Below are 19,045 nucleotides of genomic sequence, written 5' to 3'. Positions count from 1 at the left end.
CCACGCCATGTTGACTGGCGAGTAATGACGGCGCTAACTTCCGGATGGTTTCCCTCCTCGAGGTGAAGTACTTTCGCGCCACACAAAACCCCCACCGTGCAGTTTCACCGAATATTTCGGAGAATCATGACGTCTGCCGTGCGCGCCGTTGACATGATCATCGGAGTAACCCCCTTCGGTGAGCCGGACGCCCGGCTCGCCGCCGCCGTCAGCCGGGCCGGCGGGTTGGGAGTACTCGACCTGGGCCTCGGTGACCGCAGAGCCAGAGACGCCCTGGCACGAATACGCCGCCTCGCGGCCCCCGGCTCCGGATTCCGGTACGGCGTACGGATCGGCCCCCACTGCCGACTCGCGTCGGCCGAACTCGCGGGCGACGGCGGCCCCGACACCGTGATCCTCGCCCCCGATGTCCTGGGCGGGCCGTGGACTGCCGATGCGATCGCCGCCCACCACCGTGTCCTCGTGGAGGTCACCGACCTGGCGGAGGCCCTCGCGGCCGTCCGCGCGGGTGCGCACGGGCTGATCGCCCGGGGCAGCGACGGCGGCGGCCGGATCGGCGAGCTGAGCACCTTCGTGCTGCTGCAACGCCTCCTCGCCGAACCCGGCATCGCCCTCCCCGTCTGGGCCCGCGGCGGCATCGGCCCCCGTACGGCGGCTGCCGCTGTGGCCGGGGGAGCGGCGGGTGTCGTGCTCGACAGCCAGCTCGCCCTGCTCGCCGAGTCCTCGCTGCCGGAGGCCACGGCCGCCGCGCTGCGCTCGATGGACGGCTCCGAGACCGTCGTCGTGGCCGGTCACCGCGTACTGCACCGGCGCGGCCCCGACGCCCCGCCCCTCCCGGCCGGCGATCCGGCGGCGGTCGCGGCCCTGCTCGGCGCCCAGGACCCGCGCACCCAGCTCCTCCCGGTCGGCCAGGACGGCTTCCTCGCCGCCCGCTTCGCCGACCGCTGGACCGACACCGCCCGCACGGTCCGCGCCCTCACCGACGCCGTCCACGACGTCGTACGAGGTGACGAGCCCGTACGTGCGCTGCGCACCGGTTCCCCGATGAGCCGGGCGCTCGGCACTCAACTCCCCGTCGCCCAGGGGCCGATGACCCGTGTCAGCGACCAGGCGCGGTTCGCCGCGGCCGTCGCCGAGGGTGGCGCGCTGCCGTTCGTCGCGCTGGCCCTCGCCAGCGGCGAGCAGACCCGGACCATGCTGGCCGAGACCCGGGAAGCCGTCGCCGACGGCCTGCCCTGGGGTGTCGGCGTCCTCGGGTTCGCGCCCGAGGAGATGCGGGGCGCCCAGCTCGAAGCCGTACGGGAGCTGCGGCCCACGCACGCGATCATCGCGGGCGGCCGGCCCGCGCAGGCCGAGGCGCTGGAGCGGGCCGGGATCGCCACCTTCCTGCATGTGCCGTCGCCGGGGCTGCTGAAGCAGTTCCTGGAGGCCGGGGCCCGCCGGTTCGTGTTCGAGGGGTCCGAGTGCGGCGGGCATGTCGGACCGCGCGGCAGCTTTCCGCTCTGGGAGGCCCAACTCGCCGTCATCGAGGACTGGTCGGCGGCAGCCGGGGAGGATGCCGCCGAGCAGGTCGAGGTGTTCTTCGCGGGTGGCGTCCATGACGAGCGGTCGGCCGCGATGGTCGCCGCGCTCGCCGCTCCGCTGACCGCGCGCGGTGCGGCCGTCGGCGTACTGATGGGCACCGCCTACCTGTTCACCGAGGAGGCCGTGGTCTGCGGGGCGGTCCAGCCGCTCTTCCAGCAGCAGGTCGTCGAGGCGACCGGTACCGCGCTCCTGGAGACGGCACCCGGTCACGCCACCCGGTGCGTACCCAGCCCGTTCAGCGACAACTACCGTGAGTTCGAGGCGGAGTTGAGGGCGAACGGGGTGCCCGAGCGGCAGATCTGGGAGCAGCTGGAACGGCTCAACGTCGGACGGCTCCGCATCGCCAGCAAGGGCATCGAGCGGGACGCCGACGGCGAGTTGGCGGCCGTGGACGAGCAACGGCAGCTCGCCGAGGGCATGTTCATGGCCGGGGAGGTGGCCGTGCTGCGCTCGGCGACCACGACCGTCGACGCCCTGCACCACTCCGTGGCGGACGGCGCCGCCGACTTCCTCACCGAACGGGCGGCACAGCTGCGGGCACGGCTCGGGGTGCGTCCTCCTGAAGAGGCCGAGGCCCCCGCGCCCCTCGACGTCGCCGTCGTCGGCATGGCCTGCATGTTCCCGGACGCCCCCGACCTCGCCGCCTTCTGGGCGAACGTCCTCGGCGGCCATGACGCGGTGGGCGAGGTACCGGCCGACCGCTGGGACCCCGCCGTGCACTACTCGGCGGCGGACGGCGACGGTGGCGTGACGCCGTCCAAGTGGGGCGGGTTCCTGCCCCGCATCCCCTTCGACCCGCTGTCGTACGGCATTCCGCCCACCTCGCTCGGCAGCATCGAGCCCGTCCAGCTGCTGGCCCTCGAAGCCGCCCGGCGGGCCCTGGCACACGCCGGATACGGCGAGCGGGGACGGGAGTTCGACCGCTCGCGCACCTCGGTCGTCTTCGGCGCTGAGGCGGGCAGCGACCTGTCCAACGCGGGCACGCTCAGGGCCGTACTGCCCTCGTACTACGGCAAGGTGCCGGACGGGCTCGTGGACCAGCTGCCGAAGCTGACCGAGGACTCCTTCCCGGGCATGCTCGCCAACGTCATCTCGGGCCGGATCGCCAACCGGCTCGACCTCGGTGGCGCCAACTACACGGTCGACGCGGCCTGTGCCTCGTCCCTGGCCGCCGTCGACGTGGCCTGCAAGGAACTGGTGGGCGGGACCAGCGACGTCGTGCTGTGCGGCGGCGCCGACCTGCACAACGGCATCAACGACTACGTGCTCTTCTCCTCGGTGCACGCCCTGTCCCCGACCGGGCGTTCGCGTGCCTTCGACAGCTCGGCGGACGGGATCGCGCTGGGGGAGGGCGTCGCGTGTGTCGTCCTGAAGCGGCTGGCCGACGCCGAGCGCGACGGCGACCGGATCTACGGTGTCATCAAGGGCGTCGGCAGTTCCAGCGACGGGCGTTCGCTCGGGCTGACGGCTCCCCGGCCCGAGGGGCAGCGGGCCGCGTTGCAGCGGGCGTACCGCAACGCGGGTGTCTCGCCCGCCGAGGTCGGGCTCGTCGAGGCGCACGGCACCGGGACCGTGGTCGGCGACCGCACTGAACTCACCATCCTCAGCGAGGTGTTCAGCGAGGCCGGGGCCAAGTCCGGTGCTGTCGCACTCGGTTCGGTGAAGTCGCAGATCGGGCACACCAAGTGCGCCGCAGGCCTCGCCGGGCTCATCAAGACCGTGCTCGCCCTGCACACCGGGGTCAAGCCACCCACCCTGCACGTCAGCAAGCCCAACTCCGCCTGGGAGGAGGGCAGCAGCCCGTTCGCCTTCCACGACCAGGCACGGCCCTGGGCGGCTCCGGCGGCGGAACGGGTCGCGGGGCTCAGCGCGTTCGGCTTCGGCGGCACCAACTTCCATGTGGTGCTTGAGGCGTACGCCGACTCCGCACCGCCCGTCCACGGCCTCGACGCCTGGCCCGCCGAGCTGTTCACGTTCCGGGCGGCCGATCCGGCGGGAGCCCGGCGCGCCATCGAGGACGTGCTGAAGGCGGCGGAGGACGAGCAGTCCGCGTGGCGGCTGCGCGACCTGGCACTCGCCGCCTCTCGCCGCTCCGACGCCCGGCACGAGCCGGTGCAGGTGGCGGTCGTGGCGACGGACGGGGAGGGGCTCGTCGGGCAGTTGCGGCGGGCGCTGGCGGGGGAGCACGACCCGCGCGCGGGCATCCATCTCGCGCAGCCTTCCGGGGAACCCTCGGAGGGCCAGGTCGCCTTCCTCTTCCCCGGGCAGGGCAGTCAGCGGACCGGGATGCTCGCCGACGTGTTCGTCGCCCTGCCCGAACTCCAGTACTACCTGGAACTCGGCCGCGACCACGCCGACGCTCTCTACCCGCCCACCGCCTTCGACGACACCACCCGCGGCCGCCAGCACACGGCCCTCACCGACACTCGGGTCGCCCAGCCGGCCCTGGGCATCGCCGGCCTCGCCGCACACGCCCTCCTCACCACGGCCGGCATACGCCCGGACATGGCCGCCGGGCACAGCTACGGCGAACTCGTCGCCCTCAGCGCGGCCGGTGCCCTCGACCCGGAGGCACTCCTCGCGCTGAGCGCGGAGCGCGCGACCGCGATCCTCTCGGCCGCCGACGAGGCCAACGGCGACGACCCGGGCACCATGGCGGCGGTGGCGGCGGGCGCCGAGGAGGTCGTGGCGGCCCTGCGCGCCGCCGACGCGCCCGCCTCGGTCGTCGTCGCCAACCACAACTCGCCGAAGCAGACGGTGATTTCGGGCCCGACGGAGGCGGTCGAGGCGGCTGTACGGCTGCTGCGGGCCGCCGGGCTCGGCGCTAAGCGCATCCCCGTGGCCTGCGCCTTCCACAGCCCGTTGGTAGCCGGGGCGGGGGAGCGCTTCGCGACGGCACTGGCGGGACAGCCCGTCCACGCACCCGAGTTCACGGTCTGGTCGAACCGCACGGCCGCCCCGTACGGCACCGACGCCGACGCGGTACGCGCCGAACTCGCCGCCCAGATCGGCGCCCCCGTCGGTTTCGTCGCCCAGATCGAGGCCATGTACGAGGCGGGCGCCCGGATCTTCGTCGAGGCCGGACCCGGTTCCGTACTGACCCGGCTGGTCGGCCAGATCCTCGGCGACCGGCCGCACCGCACGGTCGCCTGCGAACCGCGGCCCGAGAGCGGACTGCGCGGCTGGCTCGACGCGCTGGCCCAACTGGCCGTCGCGGGGCTGCCGGTGCGCACCGGCTGGCTGTTCCACGGGCGCGACGCCGTCGACGCGACCCGGACCAAGGCGCCCAAGCGGCCCGGCTGGACGGTCGACGGCCACCTGGTCCGCACCGCCGCCGGCGACCTCCTCCCCGGTGCCCTCGCACCGGCCCGACGCGTACTGGAGACGACGACAGTGACCGCGAATCACCAGGGCGGGGCTCCCGGGGCCGACGGCAGGGACGCGCTGATCTCCGAGTTCCTCCGCACCAGCCGCGAGATGGTCGCCGCCCAACGGGACGTACTCCTCACGTACTTCGGCGCGGCGCCCGGGCAGTGGACACCCGGCCCGGCGGCGGCACCGGAGCCCGTCCGGATGTACGAGGCACCCCAGGCGGTGCCCGCGCCCACGTATCCGCCCGCGCTGTACGCCGTACCCGCTCCCGCCGCCGTGGGGTTGTCGGAGGCGGATGTGTTGGGTGTGGTGCTGGAGATCATCAGTGAGCGCACGGGGTATCCGGTGGACATGATCGAGCCGGATCTCGATCTGGAGGCGGATCTCAGTATCGACTCCATCAAGCGGGCTGAGATCGCTGGTGAGTTGGCGCAGCGGCTCGGGGTCGGGGGTGCGGGTGCGGACATCGCCGCGCTGGGTGATGCCGAGTTGGAGGATCTGGCCAAGGCCCGTACGGCGGCTGCGGTGACGGGGTGGCTCGCGGCCCGGCTCACCACAACAGCCGTGGCTGCTGCGCCCGCACTTGCTGCCGCTCCTGCTTCTGCCGCCGTGGGGTTGTCGGAGGCGGATGTGTTGGGTGTGGTGCTGGAGATCATCAGTGAGCGCACGGGGTATCCGGTGGACATGATCGAGCCGGATCTCGATCTGGAGGCGGATCTCAGTATCGACTCCATCAAGCGGGCTGAGATCGCTGGTGAGTTGGCGCAGCGGCTCGGGGTCGGGGGTGCGGGTGCGGACATCACCGCGCTCGACGACGCCGAGTTGGAGGACCTCGCCAAGGCTCGTACGGCGGCCTCGGTCACCGGGTGGCTGGCGGCGCGGCTCAGCGGGCCGGGTGCCGAAGCCCAGGGGGCCGGGGAGCCGGTGGCCGACGTGGTCCCCGAGGTCGTCGGTGAGGCGCCGAAGCGGTTCCAGATGCGGCCTGTGCTGCTGGAGCAGCAGGACGGGGACGCCGACTTCGCCGCCGTGCTCGGCGGCAAGCGGTTCGTGGTTCTCGGTGACGACGACGGGGGTGCGGTGGCCCGGGAGGTCGTGGCGCGGCTCGTCGGGCATGGCGCCGACGCGGTGGTCCTCGGGCCCGAGCATCTGCTGACCGAGGCCGACGGGCCGGTCGACGGGGTGCTGTTCCTCGATCCGCTGGCCGCGTCCAGGCCTGCCGTACTGCCCGACGCGTTCCCCGTGTTCAAGGCGGCCCTGGGGCTCGGCCCGCGCTGGCTGTTCGCGGTGCGGGTGGCCGGGGAAGGCGCCCCGGACGAGGGCGAGTTGAGGTCGGCCGGGTTGCACGGGCTCTTCCGTACGGTCGCCCGGGAGTACCCGGAGACGGACGCGCGGATCATCGACCTCGGGGCGGGAGAGGCAGGCGCGGGTGCCGTCGCCGATGCCCTGCTCGCCGAGCTGCTCGCCTCCGACCGGGCCCCGGTCGTCCTGCGAACTGCCGCCGGGCGCCATGGACTTGAGCTGGTCGAGACCCCGCTGGGCGCCCTCGGCACCACCGGCGCCGGACCTGCCGGGGACGGTGCCGCCGAGGCCGCCGCCGTCGGGCTGGACCGTGACAGCGTGGTGCTGCTCGTCGGCGGGGCGCGGGGCATCACCGCGAAGTTCGCCGCCGCGCTGGCCTCCGCCTCGCGCTGCCGGATCGAACTGCTCGGCCGGACCCCCGCACCGGAGGGCCCGGAGGACGCGGCCACGGCAGCCGCCCGTACGCAGGCCGAACTGCGCGCTGTGCTCGCCGCCCGGGGCGGACTGAAGCCCGCCGAGATCAATCGTGAGGCCGAACTCCTGCTCGCCCAGCGGGAGATCACCGCCACCCTCGACGAACTCCAGGCCCTCGGCAGCCCGGCCCGCTACCACTCCGTCGACTTCCGCGAACAAGACGCGGCGCTCCAGGCCGTCAAGGAGATCCACGCCGAACACGGCCGCCTCGACGGGGTCGTCTACGCGGCCGGGGTCATCGAGGACCGGCTCATCGCGGAGAAGACCACCGAGTCCTTCCAGCGTGTGTACGGGACGAAGACCAACGGCGCCGAAACCCTGCTCGCCGCACTGGAACAACTCCCCAACAGCCCTTCCTTCGCCGTCCTGTTCGGCAGCATCTCCGCCGTCCTCGGCAACCGGGGCCAGGTCGACTACGCCGCCGCCAACGACGCCCTCCAGAGCCTCGGCGCCGCCTGGGCGGCCCGGAGCGGACAGCGGGCCCTGACCGTGCACTGGGGGCCATGGGCGCCGACCGGCGGCCACACCGGCATGGTGACCCCCGAACTCGGGCGCGAGTACGCCCGGCGCGGGGTCAGGCTCATCGACCCCGAGGAGGGCACGGCCGCGCTGCTCCGTGAACTGGCCTGGGGCGAGGAGTCGGCGGGCGCCGTCGTCTACACCTCGTCGGGCTGGTAACCGACATGACGGAACGTCACCATCGTCATCTGCGGTCGGCGGACGGTACGGCGACGCCCGTGGCCATCGTGGGCATGTCGGTGCTGCTGCCAGGCGCCGCCGACCTCGACGCCTACTGGCGGAACCTGCTCGCCGGTACGGACGCCATCACCGAGGTACCGGACGGCCGTTGGGACGCGGACGCCTACTACCGGCCGGACTCCGCCGGTGACCGGGCCGTCGCCGACCAGGTGTACTGCCGGCGCGGCGGGTTCGTGGACGAGCTGGCGGAGGTGGAGGTCACCCGGTTCGGGATCATGCCGAACTCCGTGTCCGGCACCGAGCCCGACCAGCTCATCGCCCTCAACGTGTCCGCCGCCGCGCTCGCCGACACGCAGCAAGGAGGCGAGGGCGGCGGGGACTTGACCAGCTGGCTGCCCGACCGGCACCGGATCGGCGTGATCCTCGGCCGGGGCGGCTATCTCACGCCCGGCCTGGTCCGGCTCGACCAGCGGGTCCGTACGGCGGGCCAACTCGTCCGCACGCTCGGGGAGTTGCTGCCGGACCTGGATCCCGCCCAGTTGGACCGCGTCCGTACGGCGTTCACCGACCGACTCGGCCCGGACAGCCCCGAGTCGGCGATCGGGCTCGTGCCCAACCTCGCCGCCTCCCGGGTCGCCAACCGGCTCGACCTGCGCGGACCGGCGTACACCGTGGACGCGGCCTGCGCCTCGTCGCTGGTCGCCGTGGACCAGGCAGTGAACGAACTGGCCTCGGGCCGCTGCGACTTGATGCTGGCGGGCGGGGTCCACCACTGCCACGACATCACCCTGTGGAGCGTCTTCTCGCAGCTCCGCGCCCTCTCGCCCAGCCAGCGCATCCGCCCCTTCCACCGGGGCGCCGACGGCATCCTCATCGGTGAGGGCACCGGCGTGGTCGTCCTCAAGCGCCTCGCGGACGCCGAACGCGACGGCGACAGGATCTACGCCGTCATCCGGGGCACCGGCGTGGCCAGCGACGGCCGCGCCGCCGGGCTCGTCAACCCCGACCCCGGCGGCCAGACCCACGCCGTACGCCAGGCCTGGCGGGCCGCCGGACTCGACCCCGCCGAGCCGGGCTCGCTGGGCCTCCTCGAAGCCCACGGCACGGCGACCCCCGCCGGAGACGCGGCCGAACTGTCCACGCTGGCCGAGGTGTTCGGCCCGGGGGAGGGCGTGACTGGCAGCGGTGGTACGGCGGTGATCGGCTCCGTGAAGTCGATGATCGGGCACACCATGCCCGCCGCCGGGGTCGCGGGTCTGGTCAAGGCCGCCCTCGCCGTCCACCACGGCATGCTCCTCCCCACCCTCCACTGCGACGACCCGAACCCGGCCCTCGCGGCCACCCGCTTCCGCCCGCTGGACAGGGCGGCGCCCTGGGAGACGACGGCCGAGCAGCCGGTGCGGCGGGCTGCGGTGAACGCGTTCGGGTTCGGCGGGATCAACGCGCATGTGGTGCTGGAGGAGGCGCCTGGGGTGCGTACGGGGAGGACGGCGGCGGCCACCGGGTCTTCGGTACGCGGGCCATCGGCCCTCGTGCCATCGCCCGCTGGGGCACCGGCGCACATGGCATCGACCTCCGTGTCGTCGACTCCCGCGCCATCGGCGCCGGCGGCATCGACCCCTGTGCCGTCGGCGCCCGTGCCCTCGGTGACCGTTGTCGAGCCCGAGCGTGTCCTGCTGCTCGCCGCCGAGTCCCCCGAGGGCCTCGCCACCCTCCTCGACGCGGACGACACGGCCGTACTCGCCGCCGGTCTCGACGCCACCCGTACGCATCCGCAGGCCGGACGGACCCGGCTCGGGATCGTCGACCCGACCGCGAAGCGGCTCACGCTTGCGCGCCGGGCGGTCGCCAAGGGGCGGGCGTGGCACGGGCGTAGCGATGTCTGGTTCCGCCCGGAGCCGCTACGGGCGGAAGAGTCCGTACGGGGAGGGGAGTTGGGAGGGCTTGCCTTCGTCTTCCCGGGCCTGGAGGGCGACTTCGACCCCCGCGTCGACGACATCGCCGCGCACTTCGGACTGGCCGGCGTACTGGCGGCCGGTGACGAACGGGCCGAGGTCGGGGACGTCGGCCGGCACGGGTTCGGGGTCGTCGGGGTCGGGCTGCTGCTCGACCGGGCGCTGCGCCGTATGGGCGTCGTCCCGGACGCGGTGGCCGGGCACAGCGTCGGCGAGTGGACGGCCATGACGGCCGCCGGGCTGTACGACGGCGACGAGGTCGGCGCCTTCATGGCGACCTTCGATCCCGACTCCGTGACCGTGCCCGGGCTGGCCTTCGGGGCGATCGGCGCCCCCGCCGAACGGGTCCTCACGGCGCTCGCCGAGGAGGGCTGGGCGGACGCCGGAATCGTGCTCTCGCACGACAACGCGCCCAACCAGTCGATGGTGTGCGGTCCGGAGGCTGCGGTCGACGAGTTCGTACGGGCGTTCCGTGCGAGGGGTGTGCTGAGCCAGGTGCTGCCCTTCCAATCGGGCTTCCACACACCGATGTTGGCGCCCTACCTGGCTCCGATCAAGGAGGCCGCGAACCGCTTCCGGCTCCGTCCCCCGTTGGTTCCGGTCTGGTCGGGGACGACGGCGGCGCCCTTCCCGTCGGGCGAATCGGCGGTGCGTGAGCTGTTCGTACGGCATCTGCTGGAACCGGTGCGCTTCCGGCAGCTGGTCGAGGCGATGTACGCGGCCGGGCACCGGACCTTCATCCAGGTCGGTACCGGCCAGCTCGGCTCCCTCATCGGCGACACGCTGTCCGGGCACGATCATCTGGTCGTCGCCGCCAACTCCCCGCACCGCGACGGCCTTGCGCAACTCCGGCGCGTGGCGACGGCGTTGTGGGTGACGGGTCGGGCGACGGCGCCGGCGCTGCCGTCGCCCACCCCGGGCAGTACCGCCGCTCCCCACGTCGCCGGTCCCTCCGACCGCTCCACGGAACCGGCCGGCGCCGGAAGCCCCGTGCGGAGGGACCGGCCGCCGACCCGCCCGCCGGTCCGGCTGAACCTGGGCGGCGCCCTCGTCTCCCTCGACGAGGCGACGCTCGCAGGACTGCGCGCGGAACTGAGTCCGGCGCGGAACCTCGCGGGGCCTTCGTCTGCGGGGGCTTCGGCAGCGTTGCCGGGCGCCGGTCCGTCACCGGTACCGGCTCAACGGACGCGTTCCGCAGGGGCGTTGGGGGTCACGGAGTCGTCCGGTGCTGTCGGCCTCCCGGGGACGGTCGGGCTGACGTCGCCGTCGGACCCCGCCTCGACTCCGGTGTCGGCTCAACGGACGCGTTCCGCGGGGGCGTTGGGTGCACCGGAGATGTCCCGTGCTGGCGGCCTCCGCGGCGTCGACGGGCTGACGTCGCAGTTGGACGCGGCCTCGACGCCAGTGCTGGCTCAACAGACGGGTTCCGCGGGGGCGTTGGGTGCCACGGAGATGTCCCGTGCTGCCAGCCTCCACGGCGCAGACGGGCTGACGTCGCAGTTGGATGCCGCCTCGATGCCAGTGCTGGCTCAACAGACGGGTTCCGCAGGGGCGTTGGGCGCCCCGGAGGCGTCCGGTACTGCCGGGCTCCCGGGCACCGCCGGGCCGACATCACCGCTGGACGCCCTCGCGGGCCGCTTCCCGGCCGCCGCCGAACTCCGCGCCCTGCTGCGGGAGACGGCGGACACCGCCGCCGAGCTGATCGGCGCGGCCGGTCGCCGACCTGGTGCCGCTGCGGACTACGAGGGCGGTGCCACTCAGGGCCCGGGCGGGCCCGCGAGGGGTGCGGGCTTGGCCGGTCCGGCAGGCGCCGCGCCCGCCGACGCTTCCCCCCGGGCTTTTGTCACGCCCACCGGCCGTGGTGACGGCGCGGGCGGGCCTGTGAGGTCTGCGGGCCCGGCAGGCATCGCGCCTGCCGGCGCCTCTCCCCAGGGGTTCGCCACGCGCACCGGGCTCGCCACGCACCGTTCCACCCCACCGGCTGCCGCGCCTCACCCCGCCCCCGGTCCCCCGTCGCCGCGCCCCCGGTCTGCCGCCCCCGGCGGACGACCGCTCCCCTCAACCCAGCCCACCGAGGGCGCATGGCGCACCACGGTCCACGTATCCCCGGACGCCATGCCGTACCTCCTCGACCACTGCTTCTTCCCGCAGCGCCCCGGCTGGCCGGACGTCGCCGACCGTTGGCCAGTGGTCCCGGCGACGACGATCGTGCAGCACATCATGGATGCGGCGGAGGCATCGGAAGCAGCGAAGGAGACGGAACCCGGGCCCCCGCCCGTAGCCGTCGCCGTTCACAACGCCCGGTTCGATCAGTGGCTCACCGCCACCCCGCCCCTCGACGTGGACGTGACCGTCACCCCCGTCCCCACCACCCCCACCCACCGAGCCGTCTCCTTCGGCCCCCGAGCCCGAGCCACCGTCGAACTCGCCCCGGCGTATCCGGACCCCGCGACCCGGCCCGCCCCCTGGCCCATCACCCCCTCCGCCGAACGCGCCCCCGACCACACCGCCGCCCAGCTCTACTCCGAGCGCTGGATGTTCCACGGGCCGGCGTTCCAGGGGGTCACCGAGCTGACCGCGATGGGGGAGTCGCACGTGCGGGGAGTCATCACGACCCCGCCCGCGCCCGGGTCACTTCTCGACAACGTCGGGCAGATCCTCGGGTACTGGATCATGGCGACGCGTACCGCGCGGACGGTCGTGTTCCCGGTGGGCATGCGGGAGATGCGGTTCTACGGGGCTCATCCCACCCCCGGCACCGATGTCGACTGCTTCGTACGGATCACGACACTGACCGACACCTTCCTCGAAGCCGACGTTCAACTCACCGTCGGCGGCCGGGTCTGGGCCGTGCTCAGCGGCTGGCAGGACCGGCGTTTCGACAACGACCCGCAGACCCGGCCCGTCGAACGCTTCCCGGAGCGCAACACCCTCTCCGAGGGTCGGCCGGGTACCTGGGTACTCCTCCACGAGCGCTGGCCCGACCTCGCCTCCCGTGACCTCATCATGCGCAACTCCTTTGGCGGGGAAGAGCGTTCGCTGTACGAGGCGCACGCGCCGCGTGGTCGTCGGCAGTGGCTGCTCGGCCGGATCGCGGCCAAGGACGCCGTCCGGCGGTGGCTCTGGGAGCGGGAGGGAGAAGGGGACGTGTTCCCGGCCGAGATCCGGGTGCACAACGACCCGTCCGGGCGGCCGTACGTCACCGGACTGCACGGCCGGACCCTGCCCCCGCTGGACATCTCGCTCGCCCACCGGGCCGAGGCGGGGGTGGCGATCGTACGGCCGCACCGGCCCGGTGCCGTCCCTGGCACCGGGCCCGGTATCGACATCGAGGAAGTCGCCGACCGCGACGCCTCGACCCTCGCCACCGCCCTCAACCCTGCCGAACTCGCCCTTCTCCGCGCCCAGTCCATCGCCACCGGCGAGTCCGAGGCGCTCTGGTTCACCCGGTTCTGGGCCGCCAAGGAAGCGGTCGCGAAGGCGGAGGGCACCGGATTCGGGGGCAGGCCGAGGGACTTCGTCGTACGGGAGGTGCCAGCCGCCGACAGGTTGCTGGTCTCCGGGCGGATCGCGCCCGCCTACACCGTGCACCACGAGCGGACCGGCAATCCCCCCGGACTGCCGGAGCGGGAGTACGTCGTCGCCTGGACGACCGGATCAGCCACAGCGGAAGCAGCGGAAGCAGCGGAAGCAGCGGAAGCAGCAGAGGCAGTAGAGGAAAGGGAGTTGGAGCTATGAGCCTCAACGGGCAGAAGATCGGGACCGCCGACGAGGAGGCCGTGCTCGCCGACATCGCGGGCATGCTCGCGACCCTCCTCGACGAGTACGGCCTCGACGACGTCGAGATCCGTATGGACACCACCTTCAACCGCGATCTGGAACTGGAGAGCATCGACCTGGTGACCCTGGCCGGGCTGCTGGAGGAGAAGTACGGCAACCGGGTCAACTTCGCCGAGTTCCTGGCCGGGATGGAGTTCGACGAGATCATCGAACTCACCGTCGGGCGGCTCGTCGAGCACGTGGTCGCCAGTCTCAAAGCGGCGGAGGCGGGCTGACCATGGCGATCGTCGACATCGGGGACGGCTTGCGACTGCACACCCAGCGCATCGGGCCGCGCGGCGAACGGCCGGTCACCGCCACCGCCGTACTCGTGCACGGCCTGCTCACCGACAGCCTGGCCAGCTACTACTTCACCGTGGCACCGGCGTTCGCCGCCTCCGGCATCGACGTCGTCATGTACGACCTGCGCGGTCACGGCCGCTCCACCCGCCCCGCGACCGGCTACACCCTCGACGACAACATCGACGACCTGGAGGCTCTCCTCGACCGTCTGGAGGTGACAGGGCCGGTCCATCTCGTCGGCAACTCCTACGGCGGGACAGTCGCGTTCGGCTACGCGGCCCGCCACCCCGAGCGCGCCGCGAGCGTCTCCCTCATCGAGTCGGAACCGGCAACCGCCGCCTGGGCGGGCAAACTCGACGGCATCCTCGGCCGGGTCATGCACGAACTCGCCCACAACGAGGCCGACGCCATCGCCTGGATCACCGCCAACCGCAGCCAGAACACCGCCCGGTTGGCCAAGGGCGCCGCCCGGCTGGCCCGCGAGACGACGCTCGCCCAGGACATCCCGGCCAGCCGGGTACTGACCGAGGACGAGATAAGTTCCGTACGCTGCCCGGTACTTGGCCTGTACGGGGGTGACTCCGACCTCGCGGAGCACGCGCCCTGGCTGGAGGCGCTGCTCCCCGACTGCCGGACCGTCGTCGTCCCGGGACACGAACACTCCGTGCTCGTCGAGGCGTCGGGGACCGTGGGCGGGCACATCCTGTCGCTCATCCACGGCTCCACCGGCCCCGTTCCGGTCGAGCTGGCGGGGGCGGACGCGCGGTGAGCCGTCCCAGCTCCGGCTCCGGCTCCAGGTTCCTGTTCGTCGTGCCGCCACTCGTCGGGCACATCAACCCGGCCGTCGGGGTGGCCGCCGAACTCGCCGCGCGCGGGCACGAGTCGGCCTGGGCGTGCGCCGATCCGGGGCTGGTGCGCAGGCTCGCCGGAGCGGACGCCACCGTATTCCCGTGCGCGGGGCCCGTCCCCGGCTCGGGGGACGGCGTACGGCCGCCGGAGCTGCGCGGACCCGAGGCGCTGAAGTTCCTCTGGGAACGCTTCCTCGCCCCGCTCGCCGAGGAGATGGCTCCCGGAGTCGCCACCGCCGTACGGGAGTTCGGGCCGGACGTGGTGGTCGCCGACCAACAGGCCCTGGCCGGCGGCCTCGTCGCCGAGCGGCTGGGTCTGCCCTGGGCCACCTCGGCCACCACCTCCGCCGAGTTCACCGACGTACTCTCCGGCATGCCCAAGGTCGAGGAGTGGCTGAACGAACTGCTGGGCGGCATCCGGGAACGGATCGGCAGCCCCGGTGCCGCCGATCCACGGTTCTCCCCGCACCTCGTACTCGCCTTCAGCACACCGGAGTTCGTCGGTCCGGAGGCCCGGACCGGCGACCAGATCCGCTACGTCGGTCCGTCCGTCGCCGACCGGCCCGCCCCGCCCGGCTTCCCCTGGGACTGGCTCGACCCCGCCCGTCCGACCGTCCTCGTCACCCTCGGCACCGCCAACACCGATGTCGGAGCAAGGTTTCTGAGCGAGTGTCAGACGGCCGCACGTGAGCGGGCGGATCGGGCGCAGACGGTCATCGTCGACCCGGCAGGAGCACTCGACAGCACCGGGGAGGACAAGGGCGTGCTGATCGTGCCCTCCGTCCCCCAACTCCCGCTTCTCGAACGGGTCGACGCCGTCGTCTGTCATGCCGGGCACAACACCGTGTGCGAGGCGCTCTGGCACGGGGTGCCGCTGGTCGTCGCGCCCATCCGGGACGACCAGCCCGTGGTCGCCGGTCAGGTCGTCGAGGCCGGGGCGGGCATCCGGGTGCGGTTCGGGCGGGTCACCGCGCCGAAACTGGGCGCCGCGATCGACGCCGTACTGCACGAGCCCGGTTACCGCTTCGCGGCGGGCCGGATCCGTACCGCGTTCCGGGCCGCCGGGGGTGCCTCCGCGGCGGCCACGCATCTTGAGCTACTCGCCAGCGGCGCGCCCGCCCAGAAGACGGCCTGAGACGGCATGAAGGAGACGACGGCATGAGGGACGACGAGCACGAGCCACAGACCGGGGGCCAGTCCGACGCCAAGGCCGACGGCGAGGGCAAGAGCGAGGCCGATGGCACGGGCAAGAGCAAGGGCGATGACAAGGCGGAGCAGGTCGCCGCCCTCCGGCCCACCTACCAGGCCGACCTGGCCTTCGGCCTCGATCGCTTCTTCGAACCCCCGCGCACCACCTGCCCCTGGTGCGGCTCGGCCCGCCTGGGGACGCGTCTTCGCACCACCGACCTGATCCAGCACAAGCCCGGACGGTTCGTGCTCGACCGCTGTCAGGACTGCCGGCACACCTTCCAGAACCCCCGGCTCAGCGCCGCCGGGCTGGAGTTCTACTACCGCGACTTCTACGACGGACTCGGCGAGAAGCAGCTCGGCAACACCTTCGCGGGCCGCACGAAGATGTACGAGCAGCGGGCCCGGGCCCTGCTCCCCTTCGACGACGCGCCGAAGACCTGGCTCGACGTCGGCACCGGCCACGGCCACTTCTGCGAGGCCGCCCGGAATGTCCACACCGGCACGACCTTCGACGGGCTCGACTTCACCGACGGCGCCGAACTCGCCGAGCAGGCGGGGCGCGTCGAGCGCGGCTACCGGGGGAGCTTCACCGAGCTGGCCCCCGAACTCGCCGCCCGCTACGACGTCGTCAGCATGTTCCACTACCTGGAGCACAGCACCGAGCCCCCGCGCGAGCTGGAGGCCGCCCGACAGGCGATCCGACCCGGCGGCCACGTGGTGATCGAGGTCCCGGACCCAGACAGCCGGTACGCCCGACTCCTCGGCCGCTGGTGGCTGCCCTGGCTCCAGCCCCAGCACCTGCACTTCGTCCCCGTCGACAACCTCCGCCAACGCCTCACCGACCTCGGCTTCACGGTCGTCCTGGAGCAACACGCGGAGCCGCACGACCCGGTGGACCTGCTCGCCGCGACCTGGCTGGCCCTGGACAACACGGCCCCGCGCGACAACCTCCCATGGCTCTCGCACCCCCCGAACACCTGGCGCCGCACCCTACGCGGACTCCTGCTGCTGGCCGGCGTCCCGCTCCTGATCCTGGCCACCCTCCTGGACCGCTTCGCCGTCCGCCCCCTGTCCCACCGCCTCGGCGTCTCGAACGCGTACCGCCTGGTGGCCCGCCGGGACTGAAGACGGCGCCCGCCACGAGGCTCGGCACGTCAGCACACCTGGGGGTGCCCGAGCCTCCCCCGGCGCGTCACCACGCCTGGGCGGGGCCCGGTACCTGGGTGGGCCAGAACTCCCTTGGGTGGGTCATGGCACCTGGGGGCTGAACACCCTGGCGCCTCATGGCACCGGGCGTATCGCCACGCCTGGGCGGGGGTACGGCACCTGGGTGGGCCACGGCGCCCGGGTGTGTCGCTGCGCCCCGGCGCATCACGACACCGGGTGTGTCAACGCACCTCGGTGGGTTGGAACTCTCCTGGGTGGGTCATGGCACCTGGGGGCTGAACATCCTGGCGCCTCACGGCACCGGGCGTATAGCCACGCCTGGGTGTCTCACGACGCCTGGGTGGGTCACGTCAACCGAGCGGGTCACGGCATCCGGGTGCGGCAGAACACCCCGGCGGGTCACAGCACCTGGGTGCTTCACTGCATCGGGGTGGGGCACTGCACCGGGGTGGGTCCGCCGCCCCCGGCGGGGCACTGCACCGGGGTGGGTCTCCTCGGCCGGTCACAGCACCAGGGTGGATCACGACACCTGGGTGCGTCAGCCCCCGGCGCCTCATGGCACCGGGCGCATCACCACGCCTGGGTGGGGCACGGCACCGGAGCGGGTCACTGCACCCGGGTGCGCCAGAACACCCCGGCGGGTCACAGCACCGAGGTGGGGCACGTCACCGCACAGGGGTGGGTCCCGGGGCGCGGGTGGGTCACGACGCCCCCGGTGGGTCTGACCCCGCCGGTGGGTCCGACGCCCCCCGGTGGGTTCGCCCCCCCCGGCGGGTCACAGCACCGAGGTGGGGCACGTCACCGCACAGGGGTGGGTCCCGGGGCGCAGGTGGGTCCCGACGCCCCCGGTGGGTCTGACCCCCGCCGGTGGGTCCGACGCCCCCCGGTGGGTTCGCCCCCCCCGGCGGGTCACAGCACCGAGGTCGGGCACGTCACCTGGGTGGGTCCGACGGCCCGGCACGTCACAGCGCCGGGCGCATCACCACACCTGAGCGGGTCACCGCACCGGGGTGCCCCACAGCACCCCGTCGCCTCACAACACCTTGTTGCGCACCAGTACCGACAGCACCAGCGCCCCCGGCAGCAGCGGCAGCCAGACCGTCAGGACGCGGAAGCCGACGACTGTTGCGGCGGCCAGGGACAGGGGGGCGCCCAGGGCGGCCAGGGTGAAGACCAGGGCCGCGTCGACCGGGCCGATTCCGGCCGGTGCGGGTACGGCGCCGACCGCGGCGCTCGCGGCGAGGTAGGCGAAGAGGACGTCCGGCCAGGCGATCGGCAGGCCGAGCGAGGCGCCGACGCTGGCCAGTACCGCTGCCTGGCAGAGGGAGAAGCCCGCGGCGCCGCCCCAGAGGGCGAGGACCCGGGCGGGCCGGGTGTGCAGCCGCCGTGCGTCGGTCAGGGCGGTGCGCAGACCGTCGAGCAGGGGGCGCCGCAGCGGACGTACGAGGGTCAGAAGCAGTGTCACGGCGGCCACTGCGGCGGCCACGCCCACGCCGATGGGCAGCAGGGTTCCGCCGTCCGGGAGGAGGTCGGTGGCGCCGAGGGACGTCGGGAAGGTGGCCAGCAGTACGAGGATCACCAGGAGCTTCGCGACCGGTTTGACCAGGGAGTACAGGGCGAGGGATGCCGTGGCTCGGGCCAGCGGGATGCCTCGGCCGGTGAGGAAACGCAGGGTGACCGCGTGGGCGCCGAGGCCGGCCGGGAGCACGTTGTTGGCGGCGCCCGCCGCGAACTGCGAGGCCAGCAGCAGCCCGGGCGGCAGCCGTTCCGGGATCGCCCCCTGCCGGGCGAAGGCGGCGGAGATCCAGCACAGCAGGGTGAACGCGCCCCCGATCGCCAGCCAGCCGGGGTCGGCGGTGGTGAGCTGGCGGGCCCCGTCGTGCAGCACGCGCCAGTTGTCCGCCGCCCAGACCCCGATGAGCAGGAGCGGCAGCAGACAGAGCACCCGGCGAGCGTGCCGGGCGCTGGGGAACCGTGGGGAGCGGTCCGTGGCGTCCTGGGGAGGGAGCGGGACCGTGGAGGCGGGCGGGGCTATGGGGACTATCGGCAATGAGGACACAGCGCGCGTCGTCCTTCCGCGTGGCGCCCACGCGGACGGGGCGAACGGGGGGAAATGAAGAGCGAAGCAAGCGGACGGCAGGAGCGTCCCCAGTCCGCGTGACGGGGTGGTGTCCAGGAGCAGAAGGGGTGAGGGCGGACGGGCGACACAAATGATGCCTGCATCTTTATGTACGGAGTCTCCCCCCGTCGTCGTCGATCGACGCCTCAATCGTGAGCCGTCTCACACGGGCGGGCCGGCGTGTGCCTGCTTCGCACCGGTGCTTCATATGGGGC

At 73.3% G+C, this 19,045-nt stretch carries 7 protein-coding genes; 6 read left to right on the top strand and 1 reads right to left on the bottom strand.

Going from position 1 to position 19,045, the window contains the following annotated elements; all coding sequences use genetic code 11:
- Window positions 1-126: 126 nt before the first annotated feature.
- The 6 genes from OG787_RS14445 to OG787_RS14420 are packed head-to-tail and all read left to right on the top strand — an operon-like array spanning window position 127 to window position 16,669.
- Window positions 127-7,407 (top strand): SDR family NAD(P)-dependent oxidoreductase, encoded by a 7,281-nt coding sequence (locus tag OG787_RS14445; RefSeq protein WP_405535444.1) that lies wholly within the window; start codon window positions 127-129, stop codon window positions 7,405-7,407.
- 5 nt (window positions 7,408-7,412) lie between these two features.
- Window positions 7,413-13,121, top strand: a complete 5,709-nt coding sequence (locus tag OG787_RS14440; RefSeq protein ID WP_405535443.1) for a beta-ketoacyl synthase N-terminal-like domain-containing protein — start codon at window positions 7,413-7,415, stop codon at window positions 13,119-13,121.
- Complete coding sequence (locus OG787_RS14435) at window positions 13,118-13,438, top strand: acyl carrier protein (protein ID WP_235474867.1); 321 nt, start codon at window positions 13,118-13,120, stop codon at window positions 13,436-13,438. Before OG787_RS14440 ends, OG787_RS14435 begins: the two co-directional genes overlap by 4 nt.
- Before the next feature lie 2 nt (window positions 13,439-13,440).
- Window positions 13,441-14,274, top strand: a complete 834-nt coding sequence (locus tag OG787_RS14430) for an alpha/beta fold hydrolase (RefSeq protein WP_369033146.1) — start codon at window positions 13,441-13,443, stop codon at window positions 14,272-14,274.
- A complete protein-coding gene (locus tag OG787_RS14425; RefSeq protein ID WP_405535442.1) occupies window positions 14,271-15,488 on the top strand; it encodes a glycosyltransferase in 1,218 nt (405 codons plus the stop codon). Before OG787_RS14430 ends, OG787_RS14425 begins: the two co-directional genes overlap by 4 nt.
- Before the next feature lie 23 nt (window positions 15,489-15,511).
- Complete coding sequence (locus OG787_RS14420; RefSeq protein ID WP_405535441.1) at window positions 15,512-16,669, top strand: class I SAM-dependent methyltransferase; 1,158 nt, start codon at window positions 15,512-15,514, stop codon at window positions 16,667-16,669.
- 1,075 nt (window positions 16,670-17,744) lie between these two features.
- Here OG787_RS14420 and OG787_RS14415 read toward each other — a convergent pair.
- A complete protein-coding gene (locus OG787_RS14415) occupies window positions 17,745-18,770 on the bottom strand; it encodes a YbhN family protein (RefSeq protein ID WP_405535440.1) in 1,026 nt (341 codons plus the stop codon).
- Window positions 18,771-19,045: the final 275 nt, after the last annotated feature.

The organism is Streptomyces sp. NBC_00075, assembly GCF_045041225.1.
Lineage (GTDB): Bacteria > Actinomycetota > Actinomycetes > Streptomycetales > Streptomycetaceae > Streptomyces > Streptomyces adonidis.
The sequence above is the reverse complement of the archived record's forward strand: the minus strand, read 5'-3'. Positions and strand labels throughout refer to the sequence as shown.